The sequence below is a fragment of the cyanobacterium endosymbiont of Rhopalodia gibberula genome (genome assembly GCF_003574135.1).
In the GTDB taxonomy this organism is placed as follows: Bacteria; Cyanobacteriota; Cyanobacteriia; order Cyanobacteriales; family Microcystaceae; genus Rippkaea.
Genome location: NZ_AP018341.1, coordinates 23370 through 44750, shown reverse-complemented (window position 1 = coordinate 44750; position 21381 = coordinate 23370). Strand labels below are relative to the sequence as shown.

Sequence of the window (21381 nt, the reverse complement as noted above, 5' to 3'; positions counted from 1 at the left end):
ATTACATAAGCTAAATTAAAGTTAACCAAAATCTAACAAACACTCATGTACTAATATTTACCTTATTTTTACCTTATTTCTTGTTTATAAATATTAGACATCTATTAATACTTAACCAGCCTACTATTGAAGTTATTGATAATAGATGAAATTTTAAATTTAGCCAAAAAATATTTAATTTTTATTAAAAATAAAAAAAATTATTTATGATATTTAAATAATTAATTTAGTAGAGTTTTTAGTAAAAATAGAACAATAACAAAAGATATAATTAAGAATATTATTGGTTGATTATTAGTAATAAATATTAAAATTATTAGCTAATAATAACTTTGATTATACTATATATAGCTTAACTATCTTAATATTTGCTATACTTTGAAGACAAAGTCTCTCGATTATTGAAAATAAATTAGAAAATTATCAGATATAATTGTTAATTTAATATGTAAATATAGCGTAGTAATATAAGAATAACTTTAACAAAGTTTTTGTAGTGAATATACTCATTTATTTTTTTGAGAATAGTTATATCAAGACTTGAATTTTATGAGGATTAGGATCAAATATAACCTTTAAAGTTTTTTAAAAGAAGATAATTTTATCGTCTTAATTATCAGATTTTAAATAATTTAAGACATAAATATAAGAAAGCTTTTTATTGTAAAAGTAATGCAGCTTATTTTAATTTAAATCTCTATCTCAAATCAATTTTTGGATTAGAAGCTAAAATATATTTTTTGGTAAGATCTCTTTGCCAATTTTTGTGGAGTAACCTTAGTGTTAGCTTCCTATATTTTCTTTAAAAAATATGGATATAGTATTTGTATTAATCAATTTTTTAACGACTAACTTTGATATTTAAAGTAATTTCGAATCACTGTAGAAAAAATCTAAATTATTGAAATAAACCAGCTGTTTTAGATATTATTTTAGTTATAAAAAAAAAAGTATTAATAGTGATTAATCAAGATAAATACAGTAAAATTACTAGAAAAAGGCTATTCATTCTAAATGAAAAATATTATTAATTATAAGCTAAATAGTTTTTAAAATAATTATTTTAAAAACTATTAATTAATTTGTTAACTTTTGTCAATTATTCTAGTTTAAATTTATTTAATAAGTTATTTTATAAGGAACCAATTAGCTATTTTTTAGGATTAATAAAAAATTAAAACTGTAATTGAATTCCATCAAAATTTTGTTATTTATCTAAAACAGCTAATTGTTTTTAACATACTGAGAAATAACTACTTATGACACAATTATTAGATTTATAGAAAAAGGTAATTTATTATTTATAATTAATGACTCTATAGATAAAAATATATAAAAATTTTCATAAAAAAATCTTAAACTTTAACTATTTCTGTTGTGAATATAAATAAAAAACTAAGTTACCTAATATTTTTGAAAAATATTGTCTAGAATTAAACAATCAAAGTATAATAATTATTGATAGATACTTAATATCAACTAAAATTTGAAAAAAACTACAGGTAATTTATAGATTTAGATACCCAAATTATTCTTATTGGAGACAATATATAATTATTGTCTATAAAAGATATTTATTATAGCTTAATATCTAGATATTAAAAAAAGTTTTAACTTAACTTAAATAGTTTTTTATAAAAAAACTATAAATATAAAATAAAGCAGCAGTAGGAGTCTACAGTAAAATCAAAAAAAATGATAGATTTTTATTGATTTTAAAAGAAATATGATTAATTATCTAATATCTATTAGAGTAATTACTTAAATAAACAAGGTAATAGAAAAAACAAAGTAAATAGTAGTGAGTAATATTTTATTAGTTAAGGAATAATTTTTATAAAATCTTTTATAAAGAAATATGAAAAATCTCTATTTTAGAAAAATTTTTAAGAAAAAAAGTAACACAAAACTCTGGATATTCAGCAAAAAAATCATTTTTTTAAAATAAAAAAAATGATTAAATAAAAAAAAAATTGAATAATTAAAAGATAAAAAATAAAGTAGTTAATACAGTAAATAACGAGAAATATTAGCTTTCTAAAAGAATAATGAGTGATTTACTTTGAGTGAAACTTATCTTCTGATAAGATAGCTTATGCCTATATTTTTACTTATATTAAAATTTAATAAAGTTAAATTGATTATTTATTCGATCAGTGATATGGACCATTATCTAGATAAATAGTAGGTGTTTTATGCAGAGTTGATTAAAGTAAAAAAATGTTATTGCGTAACTCAATTTACAAAAAGTTGAGATAAGTGAGATAAGATTATAAGGAAACGTATCCTTAATTAACCTTTTCAAAAGAGAATTAAAATGGTTAAACTAATCCTGTTTACTATACTAGTTGTTTATTTAGCTGGTATCTGGAAATTTCTCAAAGGCTATAGCTACACTAACTTTAGTCGTCAATTACCTGACAAATTAATCTTAAGTCTATTATGGCCAGTTTTAATTATTTTTAATATTTCTTACCGTCATAATTTTCAAAAAGCTTTAAAAGGAGGAGGAGGATAAGTATTATTAATTATGAGAAAAATTTGGCTAATTGGAGGAACAAGAGATAGTGTTATAATTGCTGAATCTATCGTTTCAGAGCGACTAGCCTGTCTCGTCACTGTAGCTACAGAAAATGTCCAAATTCTCTATCCCAGGAGCCCCTATTTAACTATAAAAACAGGTACTTTAAATACAGACAAAATTCGACTTTTATGTCAACAAGAAAAAATTATCGCTATTGTAGACGCTTCTCATCCTTATGCAGTGCAGATTTCTCGGCAGGCAATCACTGTTTCCCAAGAAAATTATATACCTTATCTCCGCTATGAACGAGCATCCCTTCCTCCTTCTCCCGAAATCATTACTCTCGATAATTTTGACACTTTGATTAAAGGTAATTATCTTCAAGGAGAAAAAACTTTATTAAGTGTTGGTTATAAACCATTACCTTTATTTAAAATTTGGCAGAGTCGCGCTGTTTTATTTGCTCGTGTTCTTCCTAAAATAGAATCATTGGAAGTGGCTATAAAAGCAGGCTTTAGCAGTGATCGCTTAATTGCCTTACGTCCTCCTGTTAGTGCAGAATTAGAACAAGCATTATGGCGGCAATGGAATATTTCTTTGGTTGTTTCTAAAGCATCGGGAAGACAGGGAGGAGAGTTAATAAAAAGGTTAGTAGCAACTGAATTAGGAGTAAAAATAATTATTATTAAACGACCTTTAGTGAGCTATCCTCAACAAACATACCAATTATCAGACATCATTAGATTTTGTTATCAATATTCCTAGGTTTTACTTATTATTAATAGTATTTACATATGTGTAAATAATGATTATAGAGATACCACTTTCTTTACTAAAATTCTGTAAATACACTTGATTATAAAATACTAAATAATGAGATAAAAATAATAAATATATAGATTAAAGTTAAAGAACAAATAATTATAGTTTTAGTTGCTTTTTATAACTTACTTAAAAACACAGTAATTTTTATTATATATTGACTAATTTGTTAAAAATATGCTTATTTAAGATTAATAATTAGGTCTATTCAATCTCAGATTTATTCTGAACGAAACCTAAAAAACTTAAGAAAATTATAAAAAGATATTGAGCTGAAGAAAAAGAGTCAGGACAAACCTTAAAATAAGGATAAAATATGACAGAGATGGTAAACATAATAATTACAGTCTTTTAAGATTTATATATACAAGATACTCGTAATAACTCCATTTTTTATAAAAAATTTTTTTGACGAAAACGCAGGATAAACCCAAAATTTATATACTAGGAATAAATTTGAAGTTTAACGATAAATTATATTAATATGAGCCTCTAATCTCACTACTGAAAGAGATTTTTAACCCTATAAACTAAAGAGATTGATATCTTAAAAATTATGAAAAAGTGGTGATTTATCGGTTATTTTGTACTCTCTTTTTAAGAAAAAATTATAGTAATAACGCCGAAAATTTCATCATTATCTTACTCATGGAACGAAAAGTTTTCCGAAAGCGTTAACCTACTTTTCTGAACTAGAAATTTCTCATATAGGTTCTCGAAAATATCTCAATTACATCCGTCAAGTGAAAGAAATGCTAAAGACTCTTAATCATTGCTATTCTTAATAGATTTATCCTTGATAGTTAATTAGATTATGTCAAATAAATTTAACAGGCGGGGACTGATGTCTTAGAATTAAATATCTATATTGGTCTCCATTTCAGCAGAATGGCTAATATGACTAGGCGACCAGTCCAAGTAGGGGCTAAACTCGTATTGTTTAATCGCTCTCATTAACCAAATCTAATTTTAGAAAACCTGGAAATCCACTCTAATATGCTATTTAGCACCCTTAGTCTGTGTGTCTGATCATGTTCTGGATTGTTATTCTTTATCGTCGCATTGATGCAAACTTAACGACGACTAGTGGCATTCATAACAAGGTAGATTTGCTAAAAGTAGTAATTGTTGAGGTTAAAATTACTCAGATGGCAAGTGCTTTGCTCCATCATGGCATTGAATATATCAGTACCCCAAAAGAAGGAATATTCAATTTGGATGGGAGAATACGAGGATGAATCCATCCAACAAATGTAAGAAAGTCTCAGCTAACTTCATTTTCCTGACTCTACAGCCTTTGAACAAACTTAGTATATAAAACTACTACAAACCCATGCTCCTGCTTAGCAGAGGTAAATGCAGTCATTCGGGGAGTTGTTAACACATCTTAGTCCTTAATGAAGAAATTGAAGGGGTGCTGATATTATTTTTGAATTACCCCCTGTTCAATTTTAGGCATCATCAGTGGTTGTTGTTATCAATCAGTCCATATGTCGATTCTCTGTGCATCAATTTATCTTGGTTGTCATTGTTGAAGAAGGGAAAACCTAACAGTAATATAAAAAAGTATATTAGAGATTATTTACTCAACACATTATGAAAAAAATACACTTCTTGTGTGAGAAACAAAAATGATGTTTTGCGAGCCTATTTATGTTTATCTGCAAGTGAGGATGTCATAAAATTTCCAATGTATCCTGTTGACCTCTAGATAAATCTAGATATTTATGCTGAAAATAACACAATTACTGAGGGTTTGCCGTAGTGATTGGCAAGCGTTAAAGTCTAAGTGATATTCCTCCTGACAATAAAATATTCCCTTTACTTTGTCTCTTGCCCAAATCTTTTATAAGAAAACTTGATCTAATAGAACATTTTATCCTATAATTGTTTAGTTGTGACCCACCTGGAGAGGTGGCCGAGTGGTTGAAGGCGCAGCACTGGAAATGCTGTTTGAGGGTAACTTTAACGAGGGTTCGAATCCCTCCCTCTCCGTATACAGAATTAGAAATTAAAAGTTAACTGTGATTACTGTCTGAATTACGATTGTGCTGTACGGACGGTAGTTGTTCTCAGCCGTTTTCTAAACTTCAACTGCTGTCAGATTAAGTTAGAATGGGAGTATGGGGTTTATATACGTTATAAATCAAAAGCTCTCTACGATACAATTAGGCAATTAAAGTCTGAAAATTTGTTCCAAGTTGGTCCAAAACATTTAATTGAAGATGCCGGATTTTTAGGCAAGAGTCGATTCATAAGAGTAAAAAGTTATTTATTAAGTAAATTAGCCCCAAAAAATTGTTAAAAAGGAAAAACAGCTAAATACCAATCTAGTCCGAAGATTTGGCAAATAGAAAAATTATACAATAGCCTCAGAAAATATTATGTATATTTATCTTGATGCTTTTTCCCTATATCTCTCCCTTTTCTAGGGATATTAATAAGTTATTAAATTATAAATATAAGTTATTAACTAATAACTTATTAAAAGCTCAACAATTTGTGTAATAAAAAATACTCTATTAATTACCAAACAGGATCGGAATAGACATAAATTTTTAAAAAATCACTTCCAGCTGGAATTATACTAATACAAGAACAAACAGGATTGCCGTCCTCTAATTCCACTTCACAAGCATGACAATAACCCATTAAACATCCTGTGGGAATAAACACTTCTGCCCTTTGTGCTACCTCTAATATAAGTTCACCAGGCTGAGCTTCAATAGTAATTTTATCAGGTAGAAACTGTACTTTAACTGTCATGATTTTTAAAACCCTTAGGATTAACAATCTATTAACTAATTTAATATGGGTTTTAGATTAACAAATTCCTCCACTAAATCAGCTAGTATATCAAGGTTAGTATTCCGTTGTTCGCAATAATTACTAATCGATGTAGGCAAACTAGATAAACCCCTACGTTGACGTAGAAAATTCAACCAAGTCCGTCGCCAGACTCCATTATTAAATAGTCCGTGTAAATAACAACCCCAAACAGAATAAGTATCGTTAACAACTCCTAAACTAGAATCATCAAATAAAGAGTACAAAGTGATAGCTTTTCTTGTTTTTTTTGACTCGATTGAACAAGTAATTCCTTGGTGAATTTCATACCCTATTACGATTAAACCAGATTTGGGATAATTAGATATTATTTGTCGTTGGCGAGAAATTTTTTTAGGGGTAATAACTGTTTCCATCGGAAGTAAATTTAATCCTAAACAGAAATTTTTGTCACTTTCTAATTGCTCAGAATCAAATATCTGTTTTCCTAGCATTTGAAATCCACCACAAATCCCAATGACAACACCTCCCAACTTGATATAATCTCGTATTTTTTTTGCCATTCCACTTTTATGAAGTTCAATTAAATCAACGATAGTAGTTTTAGAGCCTGGAATAATTACAGCGTCAGGATAATTTAAAGGGTCTTGGAGATCAAGATATTTTAAATTAACTGTTGGTTCTGCATCTAGGGGCTCGAAATCTGTAAAATTTGCAATATGAGACAAGCGGAGAACATTGATGGTTAATTCTCCTTTTGTATTGGATGATTGCCGATCTAATAAATTCAAAGAATCCTCTGAAGGGAACACAAAATTACGCCAGGGAATAATTCCCAAAACAGGAATTTTAGTGTAATTTTCTAACCAATCAATCCCTGAATCTAATAACGATCGCTGTCCCCGAAATTTATTGATAATAATACCCTTAATTAATGCCCTTTCTTCAGGTTCAAGGAGTTGTAAGGTTCCTACCACATGGGCAAATGCTCCTCCGCGATCGATATCAACCACCAAAATGGTCGCTGCGTTTAAATAGCGGGCAACTCGCATATTCGTTAGATCTCGGTGTTTTAAATTTATTTCAGCAGGACTCCCGGCACCTTCACAAACGATCACATCATATCTTGTTTTTAGATGCTCAAGACATGATGTAATAGCATTCCATCCTTTATCAAAATACTTTTCATAATATTCAGCTGCATGGGTTGTTCCTATCATGCTCCCCTTCATAATGACTTGGGATATCATATCTCCCTGAGGTTTAAGTAAAATAGGATTTATTTCGATTGTAGGGATTATTTTGGCCGCCCAGGCCTGTACTGCTTGGGCGTACCCAATTTCCCCGCCATCAGGAGTAATATAGGCATTTAATGACATATTTTGTCCCTTAAATGGGGTAACACGCCACCCTTGACGAACTAAAATTCGACAAATAGCCGTAGTAAGAAAAGATTTTCCGGCGTGGGACGTTGTTCCTACCACCATGATAGAGTTCATAAATCAGTTAAACCTAATATTAAGGACATAAGACTTTTGCTCAGCTGTGCCCATGACTTTTTGTATTTTTACAATAAAAGAAAATTAAACCAACGGGTTAGGCGATTTACTATACAATCCCACCACGAAGGTTGAGACACTTGTTCTCCTTGGCTTTCCCACTTAGCGACAACTTTCCGTCCTAAGGGGGTTAAACGAAAACTATCTGTAATTCCTTGTCCATCAACTTCCCGTCGTAGGATACCCACAGTAATTAACCACATTAAGTCTCTTTCAGTTTTTTGATACGAAAGAAACTTTTGAGTGTATTTTTTCTCAACACCAGTGGATTGAGCAATTTTAGATAGAGGAACACTATTCTTTCCCATTGCAACAAATAAAGATAACCTAAACGAAGTGCAACATAAAGCACGTTCAGCTCGTTTTATAGTCTTGCTAGAATAGTTGAGGTCTGAGAGAGTCAGAAGTTGAATTGAAGAAGCAGCCATAAAAATTTTTTTTGAAAAAGTCCAATGTCTTTATTGTTAAAGGTGTTCAAAGAACATGTAAAACCTTATGATCGAAATTAATAAACTTTCAATCTAAGGAATTAAGAACTATGGTTTTATCTGTTGGAACCATTGCACCAGATTTTACTACTACGGATGATGAGGGCAAAACTGTTTCTTTATCCGATTTTAAAGGCAAAGTCATTGTTATGTATTTTTATCCTAAGGACGATACTCCTGGTTGTACCAAAGAGGCACAGAGTTTTCGTGATAATTACAATCAATATCAAGGTAAAGAAATAGTTGTTCTTGGAGTTAGTATGGACGATCAAGCTTCGCACCTAAAATTCAAAGAGAAGTATAGCCTACCCTTTCAACTCCTTGTTGATAGTGGTGGAGAGATCACTAAATCATACGATGTAGACGGAGGCGGTCATTCTAAGCGTGTCACCTATATTATAGATGCTGAAGGCAAAATTAACCATGTAGACGAAAAGGTAAAAACTGACAGTCACGCAGAAGATATCTTGGCAACATTAGGATAAGCAAACCGTTGTAGAGTGGGCTATGCTACCTGAGAAAATTTCGTAACTGTAACGGAGAGGGAGGGATTCGAACCCTCGTCTGAGTTGCCTCAGAAGCGGTTTTCGAGACCGCCGCATTTAACCACTCTGCCACCTCTCCAGAGGTTAGCATTCCCATCCCTAATTATATAATGGAAAGGAGAAGTAAAACCCTGATTATGACTCCTAAAATTCCTCGGGAGTTGATTTTTAATGGATCTTTCTAACTATTTACAATTAATGGTACATTAAGTAATCTTTCCGGTTAGAGACTGTATTATATACCCCAATAGTGATGGTCAACCAATGGTGAATACTACCTTGTTTTAATGATAAGCCAAAATAAGGTAGTATTCAGGTTTATTATTATCCTAGAAGTTTCAACGTGTTCATTACTGGCAATTTTTAATGATATCTTCTAAAAAGTAATATAGAGCTACGATACATTACTGATTTTTAGTCTATCCCAACAGGTATAGAAGTTCTTTTATACAGTAAAAAAATAAGTAAATTGCACCACCATAAGTTATGTTTGAGGACTTTTCCTCCGTCAATACCTCAACAGTACAGACGGATTGTTCCTCATCTAAAAATTTGTTTTAAAGTAAATGAAAATAACTTACAAAAAGTTATTTTAAACTCTCAATTTTTCTTTACCTATGTAGGATTAGAGTAACTATAGATTCTGGATATTTGAATGATATTCAATAAGTTCTTAGTCCTCCGACGAGAAGCTTTGCCCTTTAGCGATAGCTCAACATAAGGACACGCTTACAAACACACCCCATATATTGAAACTTATAAAACTAAATTGGAAACCTTTTAAGTTTAGTCACGGCATCTTTAGCTGATTCCCTGAGATAGCTAGAAATGTTTGGAATTTGAGGAATTTGCGAAAGAAGATCAATAGTTCGTCGCAACAAGCGCACTAAATCCCCTTCGTCAAGACTTGTATTCTTGCATAATTCCTGCCAGTCTGTCCCTAAAGCCCACTGTTCAACTACTCCCGTTAATTCTAACTCTAACCACACAGGAATAGTGATATCATACCGGGACTGAGATTGAAAAAGAAGACGACGAACTTCCCTCAAACTTACTTCGTTTTCATTTGAATAGTTAAAAACATCTAAAACTTCCGGAGAAGGTAAGTAATTCGTCCAGGTATCAGGACGCAAGGTTTCAGTAATTAAGGCACTCACCACAGCAGCCAAATGGTGAGACTCTAAACGTTCGAGAGATCCAGACATAATTACTAGTCCTAACCAAAGTTCGTTTTCTCCTCGAATAGCAGCACAAGCTTGACCTAGAGTCGTTGGTTGATAACCATGAAATGCTTTAAACTCTTGTAAAATATCGATTAAATTGAGGAATTCTTCCCAATAATAGGATTGACGAGATTGGAGTTTATGAAATTTAACATGGCTGATATGAAGTTGTTCTCGGAGTCTCAAGCGTTGACGGTGTAGTTTTAGTAAACGGATCGGATTTTTTTGTTGGGCGAGGGGATGGCTGTCTAGTTTCTCTTGAATGTTATTAATACGTTGCTGTTGCTCGAGCACCTCTGGGGCGATCTTTAAAGAAAAAGCATGGTCGCTTATTTGACTATGGATCTTCACCAGATTGTCATCGCCCTTATGACTTTTACCAAAGGGAAAGGTATCAATATCTGGCAAATTTAGCTCCTTAACTAAATTAAGGGGAAGAGAAGTCTCACTAATATCAACCACATCGTCACGTCTCACCCTATACCAATAGTTATCTTCCCCTAAACATAGATAATCATGAGACTTGCCTGATCCAGGAGCCATTGCTACTAATACGGCTAAGTGAGGACTGCGCAATTTTAGCCGTTTTCCTTTGAGATAAAGAAGAGCTCCCAAATTCAACTTATCCAATTGAGGAGATATTTCTTGCTTATGTGTCTTCTCTGCTTGCTGTTGTAGAACTTTCAACAATCGCTGTTCTTCTTTAAGACGGGACTTAAGTTTCTCGTAAGTAAAAAGATCGGTTTCTGTTAGTCCTGCTAAATCAACATCCACTTTTGTTAATTCAGTAGTCAAACTGGCAATATTCCGTTGTTCAGGTTCCAATTTTAATTGGGCTAAGTATTCTGCAAAACTTCTCTCTAGTAAATGTTTAGCTTCATCTAAAGTGTGTTTTTGCAAGAGGTTCAAAACCATGCCATAGGATGGAGTAAAACAACTCTTTAAAGGTTCCGAGTCGGCTGTTGCTAGATAAGCGGCTTCTTTTGAGCCTTCAAAGGGAGTTTGTACCGTTACTACATAACCTATCTCATCCATTCCTCGTCGTCCTGCCCGTCCAGCAATTTGCAAAAATTCGGATGGGGTCAACATGCTATGACCAATATCGGTGCGTTTCGAGAGAGCAGAAATCACTGTAGTTCGCGCTGGCATGTTAATTCCTGCTGATAAGGTTGCAGTAGCAAACACCACTTTCACTAAACCTGCTTCAAACAACTGCTCTACTAATTCTTTCCAGACAGGAAGAATTCCCGCATGGTGGGCGGCAATGCCTCTTGTTAGAGGTTCGAGTTGGTCGCTTCTGACCAATTGACAATTCTTGGCTAATAATTGAAATAGATGGATTTTAGCTTCTTCATCTTTTCTTAAATGGTCAAATAGATCTGCACTATAGGATGGATTAGATAAAAAGTTTAATAATGGTTGATACAGAAGAGGATTTTCAATTTTAACCACCTGAAGCAGGCTTTCTTGAAGGGGAAGATTTTTGGAGAGAAAGAAGGTTAATAGATTATATTGTAGAGCTTGAGCTTCTTCTGGAGAAACTAAGGTTAGACCGTCGAGTCTCTGTACTGATTGATCGCACCCTCGACGACTAAAAATAACATAGATAGCAGGGAGCAAGTCCTGTTTATAGAGTTGCCTAATCACTGTCATTAGGCTAGGACAGTCTTCGCGTTTGAGTCGCCGTTTTTTGCTTGGTTGTCCTTTAGATTTTAAACAAGGATTGAGAGCATTTTGTTTCTGGTTAAGGAGCGGAGAAAGTCCCGTTTTGCTACTAAAGTAAAATCGCAAGGGAACAGGACGAAAATCGGAATTAATCAACTTACATAAACTGATTTCATCAGTTCTTAGGTCGATACCAGGGGTAGGTTTTCGAACTTGGTTGATCCAATTGGTAAGATCCTTGGGATTGCCGATGGTAGCCGACAAGGCAACTAATTGAATGGTAGGGGGACAATAAATAATCGATTCTTCCCAGACTGTTCCGCGATCTCGATTGCTTATGTAGTGGCACTCGTCTAAAATTACGGTCGCTACGTTTTCTAGAGACGTTCCTACCTGTCCGATAGGGGTTTTGTAGAGCATATTACGGAAAATCTCAGTGGTCATAATGACGATAGGGGCATTAGCATTAACCACTATGTCTCCCGTTATTAACCCCACTAGGTTTTGCTTCTCTTGGTTTACCTCTGGACAAAATCTATCTTGAAAATCACGGAATTTCTGATTTGAGAGGGCTTTAAGGGGAGTGGTATAGAAAACACGCTTACCCATTTGGAGGGCGTGGTAAATTGCATATTCCCCAATAACGGTCTTTCCTGAACCTGTAGGCGCACAGACAACAACAGACTTTCTCTCTGTCAGGGCTGTGATCGCTTCCTTTTGAAACTCATCTAGTTCAAAAGGAAAAAGTTTATCTAAGTTTAATGGAGACGGATCTAAGGATTGTTTCACTCAAGTTATTACGATTAACTGTCAAAGGCTCATATCTCTTTCCCCATTCTATTACGGTGGTCAGGGAATAAATACAAGAATAACACTGACATAGATATATTTTTGGGAAACTACTGCTTGATGATTCAGTAGATGTCTGTACAAGTTTCCCGAAACGTCTGTCTTTCGTTATGAATACTTTTTAATTAAATAAAAGTCTCAGGTAAGAATTTAGGGAAAGCATGTTTAAGATGTCTTTTTAATGACGGCTTAACAAATTAATGGGCTTAAAAGATATTTTGTTTGTTATCTATTTTTAAGGTACTTTATCCTGAGTCCTAATATTCTAACACTGTCTGTTTTCTAGATAGATTTTGGTGGATTCTGGATCAGGCTATAAAGGTTAATCTATTCCCGCACAGGGTAGATTTAATAATCTGTAGAAATTGACTATAAATAAAATAAATTAAATTATGTAATAATCCATGATTTTGTTTGAAAATAAGCTAAGAATAGAAAAAATAAAAGTTAGTACTAGATTCTATATTGTTTTTCTAGGAAAAGTCTTCAAAAAAACAGCATAGTTTTAGATAAAAAGTCGGATTAAACTGAAAAATATCCCAAAAATAAAAAAATAAGTATAGTAATTATTTTAATAACTACTTATTTAATAATTATTTATTGTACACAAGTGCTTTAGTTGAAATAAGTCTAAAATAATAGAAATAAAAATAATTATATTTATTTATCTACTGATTTAAGGTCCAGAACTATCTCTAAAATAAAAAAGGAATAGTTTTAAATAAAAAATTATAAAGTTTTCAAATAAATAAATATCTGAAGAGATATTTCAAGATAAATTCAATTTACTTAAAAAAGTTATTTTTAAAGATCTGAACTTAAGTATTATAGATTTAATTTTAATTGCTTAAGTGTAAATATACAAAATTATTTATTTTTTACATTGATTTAAAGTTACTTACTTACTAAGTCTTATAATTGGAGTCAATGATCTTACTACTTTCCAATACAAAAACGGCTAAAGATTTTCTCTAAAATTGATTCTGTAACTTCGTCTCCAGTAATTTCTCCTAATGCTTTAATAGCAATACGCAAATCAATTGTTAAAAAATCTAAAGGTAATTGATTAGCTATAGTTTCTTGTACTTGTTCTAAAGCATTTTTGGCACGGATTAAGGCTGCTGCTTGCCGTCGATTAATGGCTAAATCTAAATCAGCTGCTGTTATTTTTTGAGTTTTAACCGATTCTAATATAGCTTTTTCTAAAACTTCAATTCCTTGGTTTTCTGCAGCAATTGTTTCAACAATTTGTTTTATTTTCGAGGGAAATCGTATTGATTCTGGTGTTCCTAAGTCAATTTTATTAATAACTAAAATTAAGGGACGGTGGTTGACCTGTTGATAAATTTTTTGATCTTCTACAGTCCATCCTGATTGGGCATCAATGGTTAGTAAAACAAGGTCAGCATGACTTGCAGCATGACGTGATCTCTCAACTCCCATTTTTTCAACTGTATTCACAGTATCTCGAATTCCAGCAGTATCCCAAACTTGGACAGGAATCCCTCCTACCACTAACTGTGATTCTATTAAATCTCTAGTGGTTCCTGGTAAGTTGGTAACAATTGCGCGATCGCATTGACTCCAAGCATTGAATAAACTCGACTTTCCCACATTGGGACGACCAACAATAGCTACTTTAATCCCACTGCGGAGTAATTCTCCTTGACTGGCTGTGATTAAAACCTTCTGTAATTTCGCTAAAATTTTTTCTAACCCCTCAATAATTAGTTTTTCATTTAAAGAGGGTAAATCATCTTCAAAATCGATTCTAGCTTCTATTTCCGCTAGTATATCTAAACAACCATTATGGAGTTGATGTATGGTTGTTGCTAGTTTTCCTTGCAATCCAGCTAATGCTATTTGAGATGCTTGAGGTGAGCGCGCCCCCACCAATTCTGCTATACTCTCAGCCTGTGTTAAGTCGATCCTACCGTTAAGAAATGCCCGCAGGGTAAATTCTCCAGGTTGTGCTAGTTTTGCTCCTAATTCTAAACATAATTGTAGGACCTGCTGTACAGGAATCATGCCTCCATGACAGTGAAATTCTACAACATCTTCACGAGTATAAGAACGAGGAGCTAACATCAATATTAGAAGGGCTTCATCTATCACCTGTTGGGTTCGAGGATGGCGAATATAACCGTAGAGAACACGATGGGTCTCCCAGAGTTGCTTTCCAGGGAGATCAAACACAGTTTTAGCAATGGTTAGGGACTGGTTTCCCGATAGACGCACAATTCCGATACTACCTTGTTGGGGAACAATAGCCGTAGCGATCGCGGCTATTGTTCCTTCTTGATTAATCTTCATAGTCATGCGTTAATTTAGTTTTTTGTAATTGATCTTCTTATTTTCAGTTAAAATTAGTCAATTATCTCTACTCTCAGTTTATATTCTTTTACAGAATTTTGTCTTCAAGTCCTACCAGCACAGGGTTTTTTGTTAGTGAAATTTAGAATACTCAGCCTTAGGTGACATGACAATTTTATTTTTCGTACCACGATGGTCTGGATTGAGATGTTCAACGTGAATTTTTATCTTGAAATTTCAGTTTTTTTAAAAAAAATTTATAATTACTTAATACGATAAAGCCGTTTATACAGTTAAAATCATCCAAAATAAATACCTCCGATACTATATCAATATAACTGTTGAATTTGTCAAGAAAATTACACTTGTCCAAGTTTTCTAACAAAAAAAACTTAAATAGATGATGTATCAAGTCTTAGCAAGAAGAGTATGTTCAACTATTAGCAGTTTTTATAAAAACTGCTATAAAAGTTTAGGAAAGACGGAAAAACATCTCAGATATAAATAACAATATCATTATTCTATATCTAAAATAAGTGAATAAAAGCTTTCAAATAGTAGAAGAAAACAAAAAATTACTTATAAGTAAGAAAAAGATTATTTCTTATAAAAAAGTGGATTTTACTTTAAACTACTTATTTTTTATTTTTCTTTAAAACAACTTTTGAATAAAATAATAAGTATCTAATCTAGATATCAACTTTTAGTCATAAAAAAGCTATTTGTTTTTTATTTAAATACCTCTATATTTAGTTTTTAAAAAATAAAAAAAGTGGACTTTAAAAGTAAAAAAATTAGTACTTAATCTAGGCAATTATCTAAAATCTAGAAATTGGTATGTCCGTAAATATCTAATAATAAGTAAGTATCATATAACTTTTACTGGGAAAACAGTATTAAGTGTAGTCAAGTTGGTAGGTTTTATAGTTTATAAAAACTAAAAAATTAAAGATATGATCAAAAATTGACTTTTACTGAGAATATTAAGGTCATTATTATAGTAAATTTTAGGTATTTATTAAGGAGTTTGACTATAAATATAGTAGGTTAAAATCTAAATTTTATACATAAAATACTTTAAAAATAGAGTTATATTTTTTTATAAAAAAATATAACTCTATAACGGAAAATTTTTATTTAATTTTATTTAAATTTTATAAATTAGTATTTTATATTATAAAATATAGGAAGTGTTTTAAAGCATGAGTTAACTGATAAATATTAAGGAGGAGTAATTTTATTAAAAATATTTAATAAATTAGTAACCAGACCAGTTTATTTAAATTAACTTTAAATTATATACTTCTTAGTATTCAAAGTATTACTTCAACCGTAAATTTGCCTATAAACTTTTTATTTTATCTTAGATAAGATTAAGTATATTTTTACTGTTAAAAATATTAGATAATAATTAACCCGGATCTTTTAAAAATTAGCAGAGAGATAATTGCAAGAATCTTATAATTAGCAGATTCTAATGTAAAAAAAGATATTGTAAAGCAAGTTTAATGTTAGAATAACGTAAAGGTTGTTAATCTTTATTTTTTAAAAAAATAAAGATATAAAGTAATCAATCATAAATAATTTTATTTTAAAAACTACTCAATCTTCATAAATCAATAAATCATTATCAATAGAATTTTGTGGATATAAATGCAAATCATACTAATCTAATTATTTTTTAAAAAAAAACAGATTTATTGTTTAAAAATTAATGATAATATATTTCTAAGCTTTGATACTTTAAACTAAAAAATACGATATAAATTATTATAAATATTTTATAGACAAAGTTAATAAAACTTAAGAACATAGGTTCCTGAATTATATTAATTTAATTTTTTTTTGATAGAAATGGTTAATAGGTTACTCTCAAATTAGATTAACTAATAGGAATTAATTGATATAAAATGAATAGATTATATATTTAAAAAATATAGTTTTTGATCAAAGTTAACTTCAATTATTTTTTTGATTTTTAAAAATTTAGAATTATTTGCTACAGATTTAAAATTTATTAAAAAAAATACATAATTTAAAGAATTTGCAATTCATTGAAGTAATCGTTTACATAAAATTGCTTTTACACGTTAATCAACATAAGAAATCTCATGCTAATTAATTCGATAGCTGAATTTTTAATAGAATTCTAATATACACTCTAAAATTGGGAATAATTGTAAAATTTACTTCCAGCTGTCGTAGCTATGTTAGAAAAATTAAACCTAATAGAAGAATTTCCGGCAGTAAGTTGAGCTAAACAAAAAGAAGAAATTTTTCTTTCTACAGTAATTCTTCACTTAGTAAACAAGTATTATATATTTAATTTTTATTAAATAGTTTGGAGGTATTTTAATGTATAGCAACTACTTTGTCTATATCTAAACAATGGATATTTAATGTCTTTTTATTAAGAGGCACCATGTAACTCACTAAAAAATATTGGTAAACATTTTGTATGGATGTTTTTGAAATTTAATGATAAGATATTTTTTATCTTTGTTAGATTAACAATAATCTTATAAAGATAAATCTAAATAACTCTCTTCTTAATTTGCTTAAATTTTTGTTGATTTTTGATGAAACTTTTTTTTATAATTTAATAGTCATTAACTCAACCTTTTTTTCTTTCATTACAGCTACCTTTAACTTTGATTTACTATTTAGCCTAAATTAATAATTTAATGTTTTCCTCACGTCTTATCCTAAACACACCCCACTATGACCAACTAACTCAATTAGTTGAGTTAGATCGTATCTGTTTAGGAGGATTATGGACAAAAAGAGGTTACCAGCGAGAATTAGATAACCCGAATAGTAGCTTACTGGTTTTATCGATAGAATTCGGTTCTATTATTGGTTGTAGTTGTTTTTGGGCAATCTTAGAAGAAGCTCATATTGCATTATTGATGATTCACCCCGACTATCAAGGACAAGGATTAGGACAACTATTACTCTACAGGTTATTAAAAAAAGCTGCTAACTGTAATCTTGAACGTGCTACCCTGGAAGTGCAAGTTTCTAATCAATCAGCCCTTGCCGTATATAAAAAAATTGGCTTTCAATTGGTAGGAAGACGCAAAAGCTATTATCAAAAAACAGGGGAAGATGCTTTAATTTTATGGCGAGGGAATTTAGACCGCCCCCAATTTCGAGAGGATTTGTCTCATTGGTGGTCATATATTAGTGGACGTCTCAGTAAATACAATTGGCTAATATTAGAGACGGGTAATGAACAAGTAGAAAAATAGATAGAATAAAAATGGTAAACTCAATAAATGGCAATCAATATAATTAATCAGCCAAAAAAATTTAAGAAAGTTTTTAGATTATTCCCTAGGATATTGAATGCTAAAATCAGCTTACAAGGGAAAGCAGCAGGTGATGGACAGATAAATCATGTTTGAACGCTTTACAGAAAAAGCTATCAAGGTCATAATGCTGGCTCAAGAAGAGGCCCGCCGTCTCGGACACAACTTTGTCGGGACGGAACAGATTCTTCTGGGGCTAATTGGTGAAGGAACTGGGGTAGCGGCCAAAGTTCTCAAGTCCATGGGTGTCAACCTCAAAGACGCCCGCGTTGAGGTCGAAAAAATTATTGGACGTGGTTCAGGGTTTGTCGCCGTCGAAATTCCTTTTACCCCAAGAGCTAAAAGAGTCCTTGAACTCTCATTAGAAGAAGCTCGACAACTCGGACATAACTACATTGGAACCGAACATCTTCTTTTAGGGTTAATCCGTGAAGGAGAAGGTGTAGCCGCACGAGTTCTTGAAAATTTAGGAGTAGATTTGTCCAAAGTTCGGACTCAAGTGATTCGACAACTTGGAGAAACAGCTGAAGTAGCTGCTGGGGGAGGTCCATCTGGACGAACTAAAACTCCAACTCTCGATGAATTTGGTTCTAATCTGACCAATATGGCTGGAGAAGGAAAACTTGATCCAGTAGTAGGACGACAAAAAGAAATTGAACGGGTGATCCAAATTCTTGGTCGTAGAACTAAGAACAATCCCGTTTTAATTGGAGAACCAGGAGTAGGAAAAACTGCAATTGCCGAAGGTCTTGCTCAGCGTATTGCCACCAAAGATGTCCCCGATATCCTCGAAGAAAAACGAGTAGTTACCCTCGATATTGGCTTGCTAGTGGCCGGAACTAAGTATCGTGGGGAATTTGAAGAACGTCTAAAGAAAATCATGGACGAAATTCGTCAGGCTGGAAATGTGATTTTAGTAATTGACGAAGTGCATACTCTCATCGGTGCAGGAGCGGCTGAAGGGGCAATTGATGCGGCTAATATTCTTAAACCAGCTTTAGCACGGGGAGAATTACAGTGTGTCGGAGCTACCACTCTCGACGAATACCGAAAACACATCGAGCGGGATGCAGCCTTAGAACGTCGTTTCCAACCAGTTATGGTGGGTGAGCCCTCTGTTGACGAAACCATTGAGATTCTCTATGGGTTACGGGAACGTTATGAACAACACCATAAGTTAAAGATCCTTGATGAAGCTCTGGAAGCTGCCGCTAAGCTTTCAGACCGCTATATTTCAGACCGCTACCTTCCTGATAAGGCGATCGATCTCATTGATGAAGCAGGATCGCGGGTAAGGTTAATTAATTCCCAACTACCTCCAGCAGCTAAGGAACTTGACAAAGAGCTTCGTTCTATCCTTAAACAAAAAGACGATGCAGTCCGAGCTCAAGACTTTGATAAAGCTGGAGAACTGCGTGATCGTGAAATGGAAATTAAAGAGGAAATTCGATCAATCTCCTCCGCAAAGAAAGCAGAAGGGGACAGTGATGAACCCTTTGTAGACTCGGAGGAGATCGCCCATATTGTCGCCTCTTGGACTGGAGTTCCAGTGAACAAACTGACGGAGACTGAATCCGAAAAGTTGCTCCACATGGAAGATACCTTACACCAACGTTTGATTGGTCAAGAAGATGCGGTGAAAGCGGTGTCGCGAGCAATTCGCCGGGCAAGAGTTGGTCTGAAAAACCCTAATCGTCCCATTGCTAGTTTTGTCTTTTCTGGACCTACTGGAGTAGGTAAGACTGAGTTGACTAAGGCATTAGCTGCTTATTTCTTTGGTTCAGAAGATGCCATGATCCGTCTAGATATGTCTGAATATATGGAACGCCATACAGTATCTAAGTTAATTGGATCTCCTCCTGGATATGTGGGTTATAACGAAGGGGGCCAGTTAACCGAAGCAGTGCGCCGTCGTCCTTATACAGTGGTTCTTTTTGACGAAATTGAGAAAGCACACCCTGATGTCTTTAATATGCTTTTGCAAATCCTAGAAGACGGTCGCCTTACTGACGCTAAGGGTCGTACAGTAGACTTTAAAAACACTCTGTTGATCATGACCTCTAATATCGGGTCTAAAGTGATTGAAAAAGGTGGCGGCGGACTCGGATTTGAGTTTGAAGAAAATAAAACGGAGGCTCAATATAATCGGATTCGAGCTTTGGTTAATGAGGAATTGAAGAATTACTTCCGTCCTGAATTCCTCAACCGTCTCGATGAAATTATTGTCTTCCGTCAGTTAGATAAGAATGAGGTTAAGGAAATCTCTGAAATTCTCCTTAAAGAAGTCTTTGCTCGGTTGACTGAAAAGAGCATTACTTTGAATGTTACTGACAATTTCAAAGAACGTTTGGTGGAAGAGGGGTATAACCCCGCTTATGGGGCGCGACCTTTGCGTCGTGCCATTATGCGTCTCCTTGAAGATGTCTTAGCTGAGGAGATTCTTTCAGGCCGAGTTGGTGAGGGAGATACCGCATTAGTAGACATTGATGAAGATGGCAAAGTTAAGGTTATACCAAACGAAAAAAAGCAGGATCTGTTAGCTAAGGCTACAGATTAATGATGGGTTATCGGATAATTATCTGGATTATTAACCCCAACTTATAGCGGTGGTAAGTTTTTCTGCTACCGCTTTTTAAATTAAAACTTCACAGGATAATAACCTTTTTATGTTTGACATAATGAAATTTGCCATTAAATACATAATTGTCTTTAATTAAGCTGAAGGTATTAATTGTTCAGAAAACCAAAGACTTCAATCAATATGTTAAAGGTGTTTAGATAAATATTTTAATCATTTCCGAAAAAACCAAATTGTGAGCTAGTGGTAATAAATTCAATTTTGTCTTCTCCCGATAAGTTATAATCCCTAATGACATTACCGTTGGAATGCAAAAAATTATCCCCCAGGATCTAGTAGAATCAGGTCATTATCAGCCCTGTATCCATACGATTATTAGTATCAATACAAAGTTTCAGCACAAATGGACCTACTCATCCCTTGAATTGGTCTGAACTATAATTATCTTCTAGGGTATGAATAACATTTACTTAGTCTTTACCACTATCCATAATTAGGGTTTAAGAATCTCCAACAGATTAAAATGTTAAAGTCTATCAACCTAAATTGTGAATTGTCAGTGTCAGTATCAGTGTCAGTCAAGAGATAATACCTGACTGACACTGACAATAGCTAGATTATTTTCTTCACCAGTCAATAGTGTTTGAAGTACTAATTACTCCATCAGGAGCACTATTTTCATTGACATTCTCTTTAACAAGAAATCATAAAATTTTT

The 21381-nt window shown here is 32.5% G+C and carries 11 protein-coding genes and 2 tRNA genes; 7 read left to right on the top strand and 6 right to left on the bottom strand.

Annotation, left to right across the window (positions count from 1 at the left end):
• Positions 1–2317 precede the first annotated feature (2317 nt).
• From RGRSB_RS00130 to RGRSB_RS00115, 4 genes are all read left to right on the top strand, one after another.
• Entirely contained in the window at positions 2318–2518 is a 201-nt protein-coding gene (locus RGRSB_RS00130; protein ID WP_119259293.1) for a hypothetical protein, read from the top strand.
• 12 nt (positions 2519–2530) lie between these two features.
• Complete coding sequence (locus tag RGRSB_RS00125; RefSeq protein ID WP_119259292.1) at positions 2531–3289, top strand: cobalt-precorrin-6A reductase; 759 nt, start codon at positions 2531–2533, stop codon at positions 3287–3289.
• A gap of 1088 nt (positions 3290–4377) precedes the next feature.
• Entirely contained in the window at positions 4378–4584 is a 207-nt protein-coding gene (locus RGRSB_RS00120; protein ID WP_119259291.1) for a hypothetical protein, read from the top strand.
• A gap of 670 nt (positions 4585–5254) precedes the next feature.
• Positions 5255–5341, top strand: a tRNA-Ser gene (locus RGRSB_RS00115).
• Between the two features lie 531 nt (positions 5342–5872).
• Here the strand turns inward: RGRSB_RS00115 and RGRSB_RS00110 are convergent.
• From RGRSB_RS00110 to RGRSB_RS00100, 3 genes are all read right to left on the bottom strand, one after another.
• Positions 5873–6112 carry a 2Fe-2S iron-sulfur cluster-binding protein gene (locus RGRSB_RS00110; protein WP_119259290.1) on the bottom strand — a complete coding sequence of 80 codons (240 nt, stop codon included), beginning with the start codon at positions 6110–6112 and terminating at the stop codon, positions 5873–5875.
• Positions 6113–6147: 35 nt separating this feature from the next.
• Positions 6148–7632 (bottom strand): cobyric acid synthase CobQ, encoded by a 1485-nt coding sequence (gene cobQ / locus RGRSB_RS00105; RefSeq protein ID WP_119259289.1) that lies wholly within the window; start codon positions 7630–7632, stop codon positions 6148–6150.
• Positions 7633–7700: 68 nt separating this feature from the next.
• A complete protein-coding gene (locus tag RGRSB_RS00100) occupies positions 7701–8120 on the bottom strand; it encodes an Npun_F0494 family protein (RefSeq protein ID WP_119259288.1) in 420 nt (139 codons plus the stop codon).
• A gap of 110 nt (positions 8121–8230) precedes the next feature.
• On the opposite strand from RGRSB_RS00100, the gene RGRSB_RS00095 reads away from it, so the two are divergent.
• Positions 8231–8665 (top strand): peroxiredoxin, encoded by a 435-nt coding sequence (locus RGRSB_RS00095; RefSeq protein ID WP_119259287.1) that lies wholly within the window; start codon positions 8231–8233, stop codon positions 8663–8665.
• Positions 8666–8717: 52 nt separating this feature from the next.
• On the opposite strand, the gene RGRSB_RS00090 is transcribed toward RGRSB_RS00095, so the two are convergent.
• The 3 genes from RGRSB_RS00090 to mnmE form a co-directional block, all read right to left on the bottom strand.
• Positions 8718–8804: transfer RNA gene (locus tag RGRSB_RS00090), tRNA-Ser, on the bottom strand.
• Positions 8805–9489: 685 nt separating this feature from the next.
• Positions 9490–12402, bottom strand: coding sequence for a DEAD/DEAH box helicase (locus RGRSB_RS00085; RefSeq protein WP_119259286.1), 2913 nt, complete (start codon positions 12400–12402; stop codon positions 9490–9492).
• Positions 12403–13398: 996 nt separating this feature from the next.
• Positions 13399–14781 (bottom strand): tRNA uridine-5-carboxymethylaminomethyl(34) synthesis GTPase MnmE, encoded by a 1383-nt coding sequence (mnmE, locus tag RGRSB_RS00080; RefSeq protein WP_119259285.1) that lies wholly within the window; start codon positions 14779–14781, stop codon positions 13399–13401.
• Between the two features lie 2678 nt (positions 14782–17459).
• On the opposite strand from mnmE, the gene rimI reads away from it, so the two are divergent.
• On the top strand, positions 17460–18026 hold the full coding sequence (gene rimI, locus RGRSB_RS00075) for a ribosomal protein S18-alanine N-acetyltransferase (RefSeq protein WP_119259284.1): 567 nt from the start codon (positions 17460–17462) through the stop codon (positions 18024–18026).
• A gap of 148 nt (positions 18027–18174) precedes the next feature.
• Positions 18175–20643: an ATP-dependent Clp protease ATP-binding subunit gene (locus RGRSB_RS00070; protein ID WP_119259283.1), complete on the top strand. Its 2469-nt coding sequence runs from the start codon at positions 18175–18177 to the stop codon at positions 20641–20643.
• Positions 20644–21381: the final 738 nt, after the last annotated feature.

Coding starts and splice junctions, on each gene's coding strand:
- RGRSB_RS00130 (WP_119259293.1), top strand. CDS start 2,318: ATGGTTAAACTAATCCTGTTTACTATACTAGTTGTTTATTTAGCTGGT.
- RGRSB_RS00125 (WP_119259292.1), top strand. CDS start 2,531: ATGAGAAAAATTTGGCTAATTGGAGGAACAAGAGATAGTGTTATAATT.
- RGRSB_RS00120 (WP_119259291.1), top strand. CDS start 4,378: ATGTTCTGGATTGTTATTCTTTATCGTCGCATTGATGCAAACTTAACG.
- RGRSB_RS00110 (WP_119259290.1), bottom strand. CDS start 6,112: ATGACAGTTAAAGTACAGTTTCTACCTGATAAAATTACTATTGAAGCT.
- cobQ (WP_119259289.1), bottom strand. CDS start 7,632: ATGAACTCTATCATGGTGGTAGGAACAACGTCCCACGCCGGAAAATCT.
- RGRSB_RS00100 (WP_119259288.1), bottom strand. CDS start 8,120: ATGGCTGCTTCTTCAATTCAACTTCTGACTCTCTCAGACCTCAACTAT.
- RGRSB_RS00095 (WP_119259287.1), top strand. CDS start 8,231: ATGGTTTTATCTGTTGGAACCATTGCACCAGATTTTACTACTACGGAT.
- mnmE (WP_119259285.1), bottom strand. CDS start 14,781: ATGACTATGAAGATTAATCAAGAAGGAACAATAGCCGCGATCGCTACG.
- rimI (WP_119259284.1), top strand. CDS start 17,460: ATGTTTTCCTCACGTCTTATCCTAAACACACCCCACTATGACCAACTA.
- RGRSB_RS00070 (WP_119259283.1), top strand. CDS start 18,175: ATGTTTGAACGCTTTACAGAAAAAGCTATCAAGGTCATAATGCTGGCT.